We start from the raw sequence: 14,192 nt of genomic DNA, 5'->3' as shown, positions 1-14,192 counted from the left end.
CTGTCAACGGGTGCTGGGAAGAATGCTCGACATGTTGCAGCCCGCAGGCCGCTGCTTACCGAAAGAGCTTCCAGGTGCCTTCCACCACGCTGCCAAGCACATCTACAAAACCCTGGGTGATGCCGCCAATGGTGTTGAGCAGCAGTTTGCCAGCGCCAATAGATGTTTTGCTGTTGTCCAGGCTGCCATAAAGGCGCATGGGGAATTCTGGAAGATTCTTCATGTTTACGGTAAAGTTACAGTCAAGGGTCTCACTGTTGAGGTCTATCCATCCGCCGCCGGTAACGGTGAGATCCTGCCCCTTGAGATAAAAATCACCACTTTTTGCAATGCCGTTGGTGATTGCGCCGGAGCTGCCCGCAGCATCAAAGCGGGTGGGTTTGCCCTTGAGCTGGCCGTCTTTGTCGCGCGACTGGTAAAAGCCATTATGAACGTTGAAGCGCCATTTGCCGTTCAGGCGCGCAGGGAGCTGGTTTGCCCCTGTCAGCTCCGCGTCAACCTCGGAGCTTATGCTCGCGCGCCCGCCAAGGGCAGCGCTGCCGCCGCGATCCTTGCTTGCTGCGGCAAGGTCAAAGCCCTCGATGGACAGGGCATTGGCAAATCCCATCCCTTTGTTGAAGCGCATTTCACCATGAGCAGACACGGGGGAGCCATAAAATTTGCCGCCCTGGCTTTCATAACGCAGGGTTCCGTTTTCCATTTTGGCTTTAAGGCGCAGGTCATCGGTGCGCAGTTTCCACAGGGTGAGCTGGCCAACGTGCGCTTCGCCTTCAGCGGAAAATGCCCGCATGAAGCGCAGATCCCACGGTTTGCTCTCAGCCTTTTTTTTGTTCTTGCCGCCATCTGCCTGCCCGGCGGCCTTGTCGCCCACGTAGCGGTCAAGATCAATCTGCGGAGCGGAGAGCTTGAATCTCAGGGCCAGCTCCTTGCGCCAGTCGAGGCTGATACTGCCGGAAATATCGTTTTGATCCACCTTGGCGCGGAACTCTGACAGCGCCAGAGATCCGCTATCGCCCTTAAAGGCAGTGTCCAGCTCGATCCGGCGAAGGGGTTGGGGCACATTGGGGTTGGCAGCGCCAAGCAGGCGCAGTGTTTTTGTGCTGTCCGGGATAAAGGCGGAAACCTTGCCCTGCCAGACCATGCCGTCCTTGCCCATGCCCAGTTGCCCTGCGCCGGAAATGTCCGCCCCCAGGGCGTTCACGTGCATATCTGTTGCCGAAAGCTGGTTGCGCGCCGCCTGACAACTGAATTTGCCGCTGATCTGCGCTTGCAGGCCCTCTGGCTGAAAGGATTTTTCCGGGCTGAGGCCCAGGCTGATGGTGCCGGGCAGGTTTTGAAAATCCATGTTGCCGCCGCCCTGGCCATCGCCGCTGAACCAGAGCCTGCCGTTAAGGCCCACGCTGGCGTCAATGCCTTCATCTTCAATAGTGGCGGTCCACTGGCCTTCAAGGCCCAGACGGCTTTGCTCCCAGGCCGCCGTGCGGACTTTAAGGTTTACATCAAGCGCTTTAAAGCCCACTGCGCCGGGGGAGGCCTTGCCGGGGATATTGTTCGGCGGGCGCAACTGGCCTTTTTCGGCCCGGGCGCTTACCGTGCCGCGCAACCTGCCCAGAAAAACATCCAGCTCCCGTCCCTGGCTCATAACGTCCACATCACCGCGCAGCTTGCCGCCGCTCACGGGCATGACCGGGAGGTCTTTCGCCAGATTTTCGCCGTTAATGTCACGCATGTGCAGGCGGATGGCGTAGGGGGTATCCGGGTGACCGCCCATGATGGTGTCGCCCTTGACGCTGCCGCCGTATAACGTGCCGTCAACAATCAGCAGCGTGTCTTCAAAATGCGTGACCTGGTCGACCAGCCCCTGCTTGATGACGACCAGCGCGTCGCTGATAACAATGGGGCCGTAGTTCACCCGGGTTGCAGCCAGGCGGATGTTGTAATCAAGACCGATTTCGCCGGGTTCGACCGGTTTGCCGGGCATGGGAGTGAGCGGCCCGTGGCCGTATCGCGGCTCGGCAGGCAATACTCCCACAGATTCAGGGATGGCGCGCCCCAGATTCACAGTCTCGGCCTTGAGATCCAGCAGCAGTTCAGGCCTGGCCCAGCTCGCAACACCGCCGGAACCCAAAAAGCGGCTGCCAGCGGCGGTTACATCAATATGTGGAACGCGCAGTCCTTTGCCGTCCACTGAAAAATCAAGGGTGCCAAGGGTTACTTCGTCCAGGGCCACCTGAAGGCCGGGCGCCAGATTGCGGGCAAAGCCCAGCCACTCCGTCAGGCTTGCGCGCTGCAGCTGCAGGCGGCCTTCGATACTGAATGTGTCCGGCCCGCCAAGGCGCAGCATGCCGTTGACGTTCACATCATCCTGCCCAAGCCGCAGGCGCAGGTTTTCAAGGCTGATGCCTTGATCTTCCTTGTTGCGTTGGGCCACGGTGCCGGTCACGTGGGCAGGCAGCAGCACTTCATCCTTGCGCAGTTCGCCTTCAAGGTCGCTGGTCAGGCTCCAGCCATTGGCATCAGCCTTGAGGCCCAGTGCGAAGTTGAGGCGGGCCAGCCAGTTGGGCAACTGCATGGTGCCTTTGGCCGCCAGTTGCGGCGTTTTTGCCAGTGGGGCCGAGAGGTCTGTCTTGCCTTCCAGATTGAGGTGTTCAATCCGGGCTGGCAGTTGGCCTTCTGGCTGAAGAATCGCTGTGGCGCAAAAAAAGTTGCCCTCAAGGCGCGTGGCCGAGGCTGTTTCCACATCGCATTGCAGCCCGCTTGCCGCCAGTTGTGTTTTGTCCGCGCCTGTGATGTCCACTTCGCCCTGTGAAACAGCCAGCCTGAACCGACCCGGCAAAATGCCCGGCAAAAGGGCCGTGCCTCCAGTCGTGTCCCCGGCAAGCCGGGCAAGCCATAATTGCACGGAATTCTGCGCAGGGGGCTGCTCTTGCGCGGCAGCGCTTTGCAGGGGGGCCGCCGCATCGGTTACGGCTGGGATTGTTGCATCTTGTGTCGGTGGATTGCTGGCCTTTGCCGTAGAGGAAGCGGCAGGCTGAGGGGCGGCTTTTGGGGGAGTTCCGCCATTTGCTGGCGCAGCCTGAGCTGCAACAGGCTGGTCGGCTTCGGCAGTGTCAGGGAACAGAAAGGGCAGGCTGAGAGCCACGGGCAGTTCGCCCTTGAGGCGGGGGCGCAGCAGGGTGATATTGCGGGGCAGCAGTTCGCCGCGCAGCAGCGCCAGAAAGTCGGGCCGGAGTGTGGCGTAGGCAACGGTAAAACTAAAGTTCTTGCCCTCCACGCTGGCATTGCTGACAGCCAGGGAGGGCAACGGCAAAAGGGCCACATTGACCGATTCAACAGTAATATTCAGGCCGGTGCTGGCGGCAATCTGTTCAATATAATGTTGGGCCAGCGCCTCGGGATTGCGTTGCAATAGCCAAAAGACCGCCGCCGACATAGCCGACAGGGTTAACAGAAGCGCCAGAAAAATGCGCGTGAGAAGGCGAAGTCGGCCAGGGTTGAGCAGCATGTGCATTCTCGCGTCTTGACGCCTTGGGGCGTCGAGGCTAGGTTTTGAACCTATTGCAAATCGGGCCTGTTGGCAACTGTCAGGCATGAGATGCCAAGCACTGTGCGCAGTTAGCGCAGAACCACATTACTGTTGCCGGGGGCGCATGAAGCGGCTTTTGTGGATAGGCAGTCCTTTTTTTAGCGATGCCCTTTCTTCCTGCGGCTGGGATGCTGTGGCCCGGCATAATTTTGAGCATGCCGCCGTGTTTGGCTGGCATGATCTGGTGCGTATTGCGGGTTTTGAGCCAGACGTGCTGGTAGTGGCCGACAAAAGCCGCGCTCCCTATGTGCTTGGCGTAGAGGACTTTCCGTGCCTCACTGTGTTCTACAGCGTGGATTCTCACATCCATTCGTGGCAACCGTATTACGCTCAGGCTTTTGATGTCTGCATTGCGTCTTTGCGCGATCATTTGCCGCGTTTTGCAGGGCCATATCTGCCCGCAGATCGGGTGTGGTGGTCACCTGCCTTTGCCTGGGCTCAGGATGCGCCCGAGCCTCAGACAGCCAAGGATATGGACTGCGTGTTTGTGGGCACGGTCAATGCCAATCTGCCGTGCCGCACAGCCTTTCTGGAAAAGTGCCGCAGCGGATTGCCGGAATTGCAGATTGTAACCGGCTCCTACCGCCATTTATACGCCAGGGCGCGGGTGGTGCTGAACCACTGCGAGCACGGCGACCTGAACTTTCGGGTTTTTGAGGCATTGGGCTGCGGCAGTTGCCTTGTGACCCCGCGCATCGGGCACGGGCTGACGGATATCTTTGCCGAGGGCGAGCACATGCTCTGCTATGGGGCGGATACGGCGGACAGTGGCAGTATTGTAGATGCTGCAACCGCTGCTGGCGAGGCCGTGGCCCAGGTGCGCTATCTGCTTGAGAACCCGGATGTTGCCGCGCGCATGGGGCAGGCCGCGCTGGCCTGCATAGATGGAGGCCATAGGGCGGTGCACCGCGCAAGAACATTCAGCGACAAGGTGCGCGCCCTCCTGATCAGCGACCCGCAGTGCGTTGCGCGCCGCAGGGGCAGGGCCGCAGCCATCCGCAAGGATTACCTGCGATTGCCCTATTTGCATTGGGCCGAGGAGTTGCGCAGTACCGGGTTGAGCGAGGCCTATCTGGCGGCTGCCAAGGGAGAATTCGGGCTGACAGGGCAGGAATGAGCATTAAAAAAACGTTGAGAATGGGTATTCTCAACGTTGATGGTGTTTAATTTCTGCTGTTCCTACCCGATGAAGCAGGGATGCCCACAGCCGGGTCGAAATGCAGATCCAGCGCCGGGTCTACATCGGGCGCAACGCTGACGCTCTGCGCGGGTTCATCAAAACTCAGATGCAGCAGGGGGTCTTGTGCTGGCTGCGGGGCAGGGCGGGGCGCAAGGCGGGCGGCTCCCCTGGGGGAGAACTCTGCATCGGCAGGTTCCGTCATGTCCAGCGCGTCAAGGCGCGATTCCAGCGAGCGCAGCAGCACACGCATCTGGGCGTGCTCTTCGTGCAGCGCCCTGCAAAGTTTTTCCTGGCTGCGCAGCATGTGATACAGCACGGCCAGTATTCCGAAAAAACACAAAAAAATGAAAAGCATGATGGAAAACATGGCAGGCCTCCAAAAATACGGGCCGGGAAGGCCCGGCCAGCAGTTTTTATATACGTTCAACACCTCTTGGGCAAGGAGCTTTTATGGCCGCGCAACACATTGAACCGCATCTTGTAATGGCAGACGAGCGCGGCAATATCTATGACGATCCCGATCTGCTCATGGTCTGTCGGCGTGGCGCTCAGTGGGGGCTGCCGCGTCCGGACGAGCTGATTCCCCTGCCGGAGGAAAGCGAGTTCTTTCTGTTGCCTGGCAGGCAGGCTGTGGGCCTTGACCCCGAAACCGGGCGCATCGCGCCCCCTGAGGGCGAGGCCCAGCTTGCCGTGGCGGCCTTTGCCGCACCCGGCTACACGCTTTCGGCCCACCCTGCCTATGAAAGCGGCGAAAACGCACCCATGTTGCCCCTGTTTGCCTACGGAGCCGTGGGCTTTGCCAGAGGGCGGTTCTATATCTGCGCCCGCAGGGTGGATAGCGAACCCCGGCAGATTTTCAGCAATATTCCGCGTGGCCGCATTGAGCAGGGCGCCCGCGCCCTGCTGCGCGATTACCCCAAGAACAGGCTTATCCGGCATATTATGGATAACTGCGTGGCGCGCTACGATTGCCCTGCGGCCCGCAACTTTGCCCTGGGCCGCTACGAGGCCCCGTTGCCGTCGTCCCGCGCCTGCAACGCCAGCTGTATTGGCTGTATTTCCGCGCAGGAGAAAGATTCGCCCATTCAGTCAACGCCGCAGTGCCGCCTTGCCTTTACGCCCAGCCCGGAAGAACTGGCCGAGGTCATGCGCGTCCATTCCGGGCGCGAAACCCGTACGCCAATTTATTCCTTTGGGCAGGGCTGCGAGGGCGATCCGCTCATGAATCCCGATCTTCTGGTGGAGAGCGTGCGTCAGTTCCGCGCGGGCGATGGCCCCGGCACGGTCAACTGCAATACCAACGCCTCCCGGCCCGAGGCGGTGATCCGCCTCGCGGAAGCCGGGCTGACCAGCATGCGCGTGAGCCTGAACAGCGCCCGAGGCGGCCTCTATGAGCGCTATTACAGGCCATCCGGCTATTCCTTTGACGATGTGCGCGCCTCCATTCGCGAGGCCCGCAGCCGTGGCATCTGGGTTTCGTTGAACCTGTTGGTCTTCCCCGGTGTTACGGATACGGAAGAAGAGCTGGACGCTCTGGCGCGTCTGGTGGGCGAAAACGGCGTGAGCATGATCCAGTGGCGCAACCTCAATATTGATCCCGAATGGTACTTCAAGCTTATGAGCGGCGGCGAGGGGCAGCAAAAACTGGAACTCTCGCCCAGCATGGGGCTGACATCGTTCATGAAGCGCCTCAAGAAGCTCTGCCCTTGGCTGCGCTATGGCTATTTTAATCCCTATCTGGGTGAAAAAGCCGAACTTGCCGCGCCCATGCCGGGAGAGTGGAGCATGCCAGCCCCGCGCGCCCGAGAAGCGGCAACGGATACGGAAGAAGACATTGATGGTGCTGAGGTGGGAGGTGCAGATCAGGATGTGGCAGAAGCGGAAGCTTCGCGCGTCGAATAAGCTGAGTCTGGATGCCGGGATTGTAAAGAGCTTCGCTTCAACTGCGGGGCTCTTTTTTTGTTATAAAAGCCCACGGGTATCAGCGTACTTGTGTGATAGCCGCTAGTGGGCACAGGGGAACCGCCCTGCAAGTATATGCCTGTCTTATGTATGTGCGTGTTTATACACGGGCAGGGATTACAACTTGTTGCAATTTCCCAAAAATAATGTGTTTTTTTGGGGAATGGCGCGCTCAGTCATACCTGATGCCGCAAATGCCAGAGGCTGTAGTGCCGCATCTGCTAACCGCATTTATGAGGTAGGACTATCACTGTGCCGTGGCGCAGGGCGTTAGAGCGGTTGGTATGATCTCTTGCGGGACTGTTATGTCCGCAGGTGTTTGCACACAGTTTTTATACAGTTTCCCTTTACGACCGACACGTTGGGATGTCCATTAACTGGACGACTGCTTTTGCCAGCTCGTAATGAGCTGTTTTTTTGATTCTGAAAAATCTTTTGTCACCTGATCCATAAGCCATTGAAGTGATTTTTCCCGCAGGTAATTGCGCATCTGGTCTTCTGCCTCAGACATGACCACTTTGATCAGGCAGGGGCACGAGGGGGGCGTAAGGGCATATTCGTTGCTGAACAGTGAATTCTTTTGCCGTATTTCAGCGCACTGAAAGATATAGGCAGCGCCTTCTACGGCCTCTACAATGTCCCAAAACGAAATGTCAGATGCAGGCCGGGCCAACTCATATCCGCCATTGACGCCTGGTACAGAGCGGACAATGCCTCCTTTGCGCAAACGGGTAAACACCTTTGACAGGTATGTTTCTGAAATACCGTGAAGGGCAGAGAGTTCCTTGATGCCAATCACCTTGCCCTGCGGAAGGCCCAGTAAATAAAAGAGTGAATGAAGGGCGTACTCCACGCCTACGCTGAACTGCAATCGGCTATCCTCGCTATTAGAGATACAGAAAGGAAATAATGGGTCAGGTGTTCTGCCAAGTCAAGTTGATTATAAGCTAATCAAATGAAACTGGCATGTTAAAAGATTACTCGAAGTGGTTTTTGCCTGATGCCTACATAAAAGGTTGACGAGGTGAAACGGTTGATTTAGATATATCGCAGATAATAATTATCTATAATATATCTAAATAGCGGAGGAGCTAAAATGCTTACCAAAGAATTTCATGAAGTTATTTCGCACGAAGGGGTTGTGTCCATTGTGAGCTGGGCAACGGTTGAGCCTCATGTGGTTAATACCTGGAATTCATACCTGATCATCCCTGATGACAAAACCATACTCATTCCTGCTGCTGGCATGCGTAAAACGCAGGCAAACGCGGAGGTAAACAGCAGGGTCAAGCTTACTGTGGGGAGTAAGGAAGCGCAGGGCAAAAAAATGGGACGAGGTTTCCTTATTGAAGGGAATGCAGAATTTTTGCAGTCCGGCCCCCTTTTTGACCAGATGAAAGCAAAGTGTCCCTTCACAAGCCGGGTGCTCGTTGTGACTGTATCAAGCATCGAAAAAACGCTGTGATCAGATCAGCATCAGGCTGCGTCAACCAAACATAGGCATGGCAGAACTGCCAGAATGCTTGGCTGAAAACCTCGGCGCACCGTAGAGAAGCCCAGAGTGTACGTACATTCTGGGCTTCTGTGATAAAGCCAGATGTGCGGCAGTCTGTTGCGGCGGTTTCAGGGCAAATAAAATGCATCTGGAGATTCAATCTTTCTGCAGTTTGTGATGTGCGTCACAGAAGTTTTTCTGCGCTGGTGATGATGTGGACTTGCGCAGGGTACCTCACGCCGTGGAGCACAAAAAAATAATCCGGTGAACTGTGCTGAAATATTCGGCAAAATTTATCGGGCAGAGTGGTTTCCCTTGACAGGCGAATCGAACATCCCTATCCATTTAGAAAATGAATTTCAATTTTAAATAAGACGCAACGAAGGAGAATGTCATGAGTAAGGTACTGATTGTTTTTGGTTCCAGCACTGGCAATACGGAAAGCATCGCCCAGAAGCTTGAAGAACTGATTGTTGCTGGCGGGCATGAAGTCACGCTGCTCAACGCGGCGGACGCCTCGGCAGAGAACCTGGCTGACGGCTACGATGCCGTGCTGTTTGGCTGCTCGGCCTGGGGCATGGAAGACCTGGAAATGCAGGACGACTTTTTGTCCCTGTTTGAGGAATTTGACCGCATCGGGCTGGCTGGCCGCAAGGTAGCCGCCTTTGCATCCGGCGACCATGAATATGAACATTTTTGCGGCGCGGTGCCTGCCATTGAAGAGCGCGCCAAGGAACTGGGCGCGATCATCATTGCCGAGGGGCTCAAGATGGAAGGCGACGCCTCCAACGACCCCGAAGCCGTGGCCTCGTTTGCCGAGGATGTGCTCAAGCAGTTGTAAAATTCTGCTGCGCACGGCGTTAAGCCTTTCGGCTGCGTCATATGGGCCCGCTGTGTTCCACAGGTCAGTGTCATGTCTGTCCTGAAGCCGGCGGGCTTTTTCTTTGCGTTCATCGTGCAGCTCTTCTCCGATTCTCACTCTCAGGCTGTACCGGTGCGCAGACAAGACATTGCACCTCTTGCCAAACCCTTACGTCGAGTGCAGAATTATTGTTCGCAAGAGCGAAACGTAACGGACAAGCGAGGAGTTCATGGCAATTCTGGTTTGCGGCGGTGCCGGATATATCGGTTCCCACAATGTGCGCGCCCTTTTGGAGCGTGGCGAAACACCTGTGGTGCTCGACAATTTTCTTACGGGACATCGTAGTTCCGTTCCGCAGGATGTGCGCCTCTATTCCGGCGATATGCGTGATCCGGCATTGCTTGATGCCGTATTTTCAGAACAGCCCATTGAGGCCGTGCTGCACTTTGCCGCCTGCTCCCTTGTGGGTGAGAGCATGGAACAGCCGCTCAAATATTTTCAGAACAACATGCATGGCATGATGGTGCTGCTTGAAGCCATGGCGCGCCACGGGGTGGACAAAATCGTGTTTTCGTCCACGGCTTCGGTCTATGGCGAACCTGATGTCGTTCCCATTCCCGAGCACGCGCCACTGCGGCCCACCAATCCCTATGGCGAAAGCAAGCTCGCCATGGAGCGCATGATGCACTGGGTGGGCAGGGCGCACGGTATCCGCTCTGTTATCCTGCGTTATTTCAATGTGGCTGGCGCATGGCCTCAGGGCCTTATTGGCGAGGATCACAGGCCGGAAAGCCATCTTATCCCCATCATTCTTCAGGTGCCGCTGGGCAAAAGACCCCATGTCACCATTTTTGGCGATGATTATCCCACACCCGACGGTACGTGCATTCGCGACTATCTGGACGTGATGGAACTGGCCGACGCGCATCTGCGTGCTGTGGACTACCTGCGCGGCGGCGGCGGCAGCGAAGTGTGCAACCTGGGCAACGGCACGGGATTTTCTGTGCGGCAGATGGTGGAAGCCGCGCGCCGTGTGACCGGGCGCGACATTGCCGTCAGCATCGGCGCGCGCCGCCCCGGCGATCCGGCACGGCTGGTGGCCTCCGCCCAGCGCGCCGCCGAGGTGCTGGGCTGGACAGCCCGCGCTGATATAGACAGCATCATCGCCTCGGCCTGGAACTGGCACTCGCGTAATCCAGAAGGATTTGCCGAATAACATGCCGGTTTGCGCCGCAACTGTCTTGCGCCTGTCCGCTCTGCGGATGGGCGCTTTTTTGTGCGGCGCGCTGGAAGGGCAGACCGTGCATCCCCCTCGACATGATCGCCCTTGTGCTTATGTAAAACGTATGCGCAGCCTGCGCCGGGAGGAACCCATGCCCAGATTAGGACGAACGAGTTGTCTCCTTATTTGCACATTCATGCTGTTGGCTCTGCTGCCGGGTCTGCCGTTGGCGGTTTCTGGCGCTTCGCCCTCAGCTTCGGAGGTTTCGATGCAAAACACGTATCCCATGCCGCCGCTTTCAGGCCTGGAGGCGGATGTGCTGTTGCGCAAGGCCACAGAGCCGCCCTATACGGGCAAATATGTCAACAATCATGAGGCGGGCACCTATATCTGCCGCCAGTGCGGCATGCCGCTCTACCATTCTGACGACAAGTTCGAGTCCGGCTGCGGCTGGCCCAGCTTTGACACGGCAGTGCCCGGCGCGGTGCGCCGTGTGCCCGATGCCGATGGCCGCAGGGTTGAGATTATCTGCGCCAACTGCGGCGGGCATCTGGGGCATGTGTTTGAAGGCGAAGGATTTACAGAAAAAAACACGCGATATTGCGTCAATTCGCTGTCCATGAGTTTTGCCCCTGCGGGCAGCGATGCGGAAAAAGCGGCTCTGGCGCGGCTGGCCGCCAAAAAGGAAACCTCCGCTGCCGGGGGCGCTCCGCTGGCGGCTACGGGGGCTTCGGCGCTGACAGGTGCCTCTGGAGGATGCACGGCCACAGCCATTGTGGCTGGCGGCTGCTTCTGGGGGGTGGAAGACGCTTTTCAGAAAATACCGGGAGTGTGCGAGGCGATCTCGGGCTACACGGGCGGTCACACGGTCAACCCCAGTTATGAAGACGTGTGCCGGGGAGATACCGGCCATGCGGAGGCCGTGCTGGTGCGCTACGACCTCTCGCGCGTAGGCTACGAGCAGATTTTGCGCCGTTTTTTTGAAATTCACGATCCCACCCAGCTCAACAGGCAGGGGCCGGACTGGGGCGAGCAGTATCGCTCTGCGGTCTTTTATCAGGGCGCTGAGCAAAAGGCTGTGGCAGAAAAGCTGGTGGCGCGCCTGCGCGAGCTTGGCTACAAGGTGGTTACGCAGATTGCGCCTGCCGGGCCTTTTTATGAGGCCGAGGCCTACCATCAGGATTTTGCCCGCCGCACGGGGCGGGGCGTATGCCACATGTCTGTGCCGCGCTTTTCGCAACGGGTGGATGGAACCCCGGTTAAATAAAGGGCTTGGCTGACAGCGGCCCGCTATTTTCCTCTGCTGAACGCAGACAGGCCCGTTTCAGGTGGCGGAGCGTCTGCTCTCCCTGAAACGGGCCTGAATTTTTTTGAATTTTTTGCAGTTAACGCAGAATCTGGGCAGTGGAGGCGCAGGGCAGCCCAAAGGCTTCGGCCACGCCAGCAAAGGTGCACTGCCCATCAACCGTATTGAGGCCGCGCTCAAGGGCGATATTTTCGCGGCAGGCGCTCTTCCAGCCTTTGTCCGCCAGCTCCACGGCAAAGGGCAGAGTCGCGTTGGTCAAGGCATAGGTTGAAGTGACCGGCACGGCCCCTGGAATGTTGGCAACGGCATAGTGGATGACGCCGTGCTTTTCATAGGTGGGTTCGTGGTGGGTTGTGGCCCTGCCCGCCGTGGTTTCAAACGAACCTCCCTGGTCAATGGCCACGTCCACCACCACGCTGCCGGGGCGCATGGTTTTGATCATGGCTTCTGTCACCAGTTTCGGGGCCATGGCGCCGGGAATAAGCACGGAGCCGATAACAAGGTCGGACTCCTGTACAGCCCCGGCGATATTGTATTCATTGGAAGCAAGGGTCTGGACGCGGGAAGAGAAAATGTCGCCCAGATAGCGCAGGCGGTTCAGATTGTTGTCCAGAATGGTAACTTCCGCGCCAAGGCCCATGGCCATCTTGGCGGCTTCCGTACCCACGGTGCCGCCGCCCACAATGGCGACCCTGGCGCGCTGCACGCCAGCCACTCCGCCCAGCAGCATACCCGCGCCGCCTGCCTGTTTGGTCAGGATGTAGGAACCCATCTGCACGGCCATACGGCCCGCCACTTCAGACATGGGGGCCAGCAGCGGCAGGCTGCGGTCCTTGGGCTGTACGGTTTCGTAGGCAAGGCCCACCACCCCGGAATTGAGCAGGGCGTCGGTAAGCTCCTTGTCCGCCGCAAGGTGCAGGTAGGTAAAGAGCAACAGGCCGGGGCGGAAATATTTGTATTCGCTGGGCAGTGGCTCCTTGACCTTCATGATCATTTCAGCCTTGGCCCATACATCGCCCACTGGCAGCATGCTCGCGCCAGCCTTGGCAAATTCGTCATCGCCAATACGGCTGCCAAGCCCTGCGCCGCTTTCTACCAGGACCTTGTGCCCGTGGTCAGTGAGCGCCTTGACCCCGGCGGGCGTGATGCCCACACGGTATTCATCGGCCTTGATCTCCTTGGTGACGCCAATAATCATGGATAGTCCTCGCAAGCTTATGGTTGTGGCGAAACCGGCAATACCGGTTACGCTGGGGGCATGCTTCTTCCATGGTCTGGGGCGCAGGGGGGGATGACGCCTTGCGGGCGGCCTGATCCGCCCGATATGAAACCGTATATTTTTTCCCGTTTATCAGCAATGAAATTGCGATGTTTTGCGGCGTGTTCTTACAGACAATCGCACAAGGTGCGTTCCCGCAATGATTTGAGCCGGATGCCGCCGTTGAGGATTTCACCCCGCAGTTCGCGCAGGCGGCGATCCATATCCGGGGGAAGATTCTTGCCAGCCGCAGCCTTGAAAGGCTCCATGGATGTAATGTCCACACCACCGTTTTGCAGGTCGCGCACGAGGATTTCCTTGCCTGCAAAGTGGCCGGAGGCCGCTGCGGCTATGATCTCGTACACGGCCTTGTTGGGGTGCTTGAGGATGGAGGTGAGTACATGGCCGGGCAGCAGGCTGTCCTTGTCAGTGTTCAGGCCCACGGCGTAGGCGTTGCGCGCTTTAACCTCCTGCAATGCAGGGCCGTTGCCCATGCCGCTGGCCAGCACCAGAACATCCGCACCCTGGTCGAGCAGATTTTTCGCTGCGGCGCGGCCAGCCTCCGCATTGGCGAATGAGCCTGTAACCACGTTGACGACACGCACCTCAGGATCAATCACACGCGCGCCCTCGGTGAATCCTCCCAGCAGGGAGCGCATGGCGGGGCAGTCCTCGCCCGTTATCCAGCCGATAATTTTGCGTCCGCTTATGCCGGGCATGCTGGTCTGGCGCGCAAGCATGGCCGCAGCCGCCCCGGCAAGATAGGCAGCCTGCTCGTCGGCAAAGGTCACGGACATTATATTGGGCGCGCGGATGCCGGCATCAATGCAGCCAAACATGGTGCGGCGAAAGTTTGCGGCGTTGTTGCGCAGCACTTCGTGCAGGCCATTGGAGGCCACCAGCACCAGATCATTGTTGCCCGCAGCGCTACGAAACATTTCCTGAAGCGCCGCCTCGTCATGCCCTGGCTGAGCTGTAATCACAGAGGCCTTGATGCCCAGCTCGCGCTCGGCCTGCCTCAAGCCGTCAACAAGGCTGTCGTTCCAGTCGTTGTCGCCCGTGGGCGTTTCAAGCAACAGGGCCACGCGCAGGGGGCCTTGCGTCTTTTCGGCGCCTGCGCAATGGGCGGGCCGGGAAAAGCCAAGGCAAAGGAAGAGCAGGAGTGTCAGCACAAGGGACACGGGGCGGAGTGGGAACATGGATTTTCCTTGGAGTGAAAGTGTCGGCAGCGGGATCTGTTTTTTTTAAGGTTTCTGGCAGGCAGACCGCGCCTTTTTCGCCATGCGCAATATATCGCTGTGGCTTTTGCGGCGCAAGAACA

At 58.3% G+C, this 14,192-nt stretch carries 11 protein-coding genes; 6 read left to right on the top strand and 5 right to left on the bottom strand.

The window, feature by feature from the left end; all coding sequences use genetic code 11:
• Positions 1–55: 55 nt before the first annotated feature.
• Positions 56–3,505 (bottom strand): AsmA-like C-terminal region-containing protein, encoded by a 3,450-nt coding sequence (locus NE637_RS12480; RefSeq protein WP_227119018.1) that lies wholly within the window; start codon positions 3,503–3,505, stop codon positions 56–58.
• A 145-nt stretch (positions 3,506–3,650) separates the two neighbouring features.
• Between NE637_RS12480 and NE637_RS12475 the strand changes: the two genes are divergently transcribed.
• The gene (locus NE637_RS12475) at positions 3,651–4,703 is read left to right on the top strand and encodes a glycosyltransferase family protein (RefSeq protein WP_227119016.1); all 1,053 of its coding nucleotides are present in this window, start codon (positions 3,651–3,653) and stop codon (positions 4,701–4,703) included.
• A 46-nt stretch (positions 4,704–4,749) separates the two neighbouring features.
• On the opposite strand, the gene NE637_RS12470 is transcribed toward NE637_RS12475, so the two are convergent.
• Positions 4,750–5,133: a hypothetical protein gene (locus NE637_RS12470; protein ID WP_192113282.1), complete on the bottom strand. Its 384-nt coding sequence runs from the start codon at positions 5,131–5,133 to the stop codon at positions 4,750–4,752.
• An 83-nt stretch (positions 5,134–5,216) separates the two neighbouring features.
• On the opposite strand from NE637_RS12470, the gene NE637_RS12465 reads away from it, so the two are divergent.
• The gene (locus NE637_RS12465) at positions 5,217–6,668 is read left to right on the top strand and encodes a radical SAM family protein (RefSeq protein WP_215647922.1); all 1,452 of its coding nucleotides are present in this window, start codon (positions 5,217–5,219) and stop codon (positions 6,666–6,668) included.
• Positions 6,669–7,101: 433 nt separating this feature from the next.
• Here NE637_RS12465 and NE637_RS12460 read toward each other — a convergent pair whose 3' ends face one another.
• Positions 7,102–7,599, bottom strand: a complete 498-nt coding sequence (locus tag NE637_RS12460) for an RrF2 family transcriptional regulator (RefSeq protein ID WP_227119014.1) — start codon at positions 7,597–7,599, stop codon at positions 7,102–7,104.
• 225 nt (positions 7,600–7,824) lie between these two features.
• Here NE637_RS12460 and NE637_RS12455 point away from each other — a divergent pair, with 225 nt between their 5' ends.
• From NE637_RS12455 to NE637_RS12440, 4 genes are all read left to right on the top strand, one after another.
• Positions 7,825–8,193, top strand: a complete 369-nt coding sequence (locus tag NE637_RS12455) for a pyridoxamine 5'-phosphate oxidase family protein (RefSeq protein WP_215647921.1) — start codon at positions 7,825–7,827, stop codon at positions 8,191–8,193.
• Between the two features lie 424 nt (positions 8,194–8,617).
• Positions 8,618–9,064, top strand: a complete 447-nt coding sequence (locus NE637_RS12450; protein ID WP_192113286.1) for a flavodoxin — start codon at positions 8,618–8,620, stop codon at positions 9,062–9,064.
• Positions 9,065–9,314: 250 nt separating this feature from the next.
• On the top strand, positions 9,315–10,301 hold the full coding sequence (galE, locus tag NE637_RS12445; RefSeq protein WP_227119012.1) for a UDP-glucose 4-epimerase GalE: 987 nt from the start codon (positions 9,315–9,317) through the stop codon (positions 10,299–10,301).
• A 274-nt stretch (positions 10,302–10,575) separates the two neighbouring features.
• Positions 10,576–11,574 carry a bifunctional methionine sulfoxide reductase B/A protein gene (locus NE637_RS12440; RefSeq protein WP_227119010.1) on the top strand — a complete coding sequence of 333 codons (999 nt, stop codon included), beginning with the start codon at positions 10,576–10,578 and terminating at the stop codon, positions 11,572–11,574.
• A 118-nt stretch (positions 11,575–11,692) separates the two neighbouring features.
• Here NE637_RS12440 and ald read toward each other — a convergent pair whose 3' ends face one another.
• Positions 11,693–12,811, bottom strand: a complete 1,119-nt coding sequence (gene ald / locus NE637_RS12435) for an alanine dehydrogenase (RefSeq protein ID WP_227119008.1) — start codon at positions 12,809–12,811, stop codon at positions 11,693–11,695.
• A gap of 188 nt (positions 12,812–12,999) precedes the next feature.
• Positions 13,000–14,070, bottom strand: coding sequence for a BMP family lipoprotein (locus NE637_RS12430; protein ID WP_227119006.1), 1,071 nt, complete (start codon positions 14,068–14,070; stop codon positions 13,000–13,002).
• Between the last annotated feature and the right edge of the window lie 122 nt (positions 14,071–14,192).

Origin of the sequence: Desulfovibrio desulfuricans (assembly GCF_024460775.1) — a bacterium.
Classification (GTDB): domain Bacteria; phylum Desulfobacterota; class Desulfovibrionia; order Desulfovibrionales; family Desulfovibrionaceae; genus Desulfovibrio; species Desulfovibrio desulfuricans_E.
The sequence above is the reverse complement of the archived record's forward strand: the minus strand, read 5'-3'. Positions and strand labels throughout refer to the sequence as shown.

Excerpts from the sequence above, each read along its gene's own strand:
- NE637_RS12430 (WP_227119006.1), bottom strand. The coding sequence starts at position 14,070 with ATGTTCCCACTCCGCCCCGTGTCCCTTGTGCTGACACTCCTGCTCTTC.
- NE637_RS12480 (WP_227119018.1), bottom strand. The coding sequence starts at position 3,505 with ATGCTGCTCAACCCTGGCCGACTTCGCCTTCTCACGCGCATTTTTCTG.
- NE637_RS12465 (WP_215647922.1), top strand. The coding sequence starts at position 5,217 with ATGGCCGCGCAACACATTGAACCGCATCTTGTAATGGCAGACGAGCGC.
- NE637_RS12455 (WP_215647921.1), top strand. The coding sequence starts at position 7,825 with ATGCTTACCAAAGAATTTCATGAAGTTATTTCGCACGAAGGGGTTGTG.
- NE637_RS12475 (WP_227119016.1), top strand. The coding sequence starts at position 3,651 with ATGAAGCGGCTTTTGTGGATAGGCAGTCCTTTTTTTAGCGATGCCCTT.
- ald (WP_227119008.1), bottom strand. The coding sequence starts at position 12,811 with ATGATTATTGGCGTCACCAAGGAGATCAAGGCCGATGAATACCGTGTG.
- NE637_RS12470 (WP_192113282.1), bottom strand. The coding sequence starts at position 5,133 with ATGTTTTCCATCATGCTTTTCATTTTTTTGTGTTTTTTCGGAATACTG.
- NE637_RS12450 (WP_192113286.1), top strand. The coding sequence starts at position 8,618 with ATGAGTAAGGTACTGATTGTTTTTGGTTCCAGCACTGGCAATACGGAA.
- galE (WP_227119012.1), top strand. The coding sequence starts at position 9,315 with ATGGCAATTCTGGTTTGCGGCGGTGCCGGATATATCGGTTCCCACAAT.
- NE637_RS12440 (WP_227119010.1), top strand. The coding sequence starts at position 10,576 with ATGCAAAACACGTATCCCATGCCGCCGCTTTCAGGCCTGGAGGCGGAT.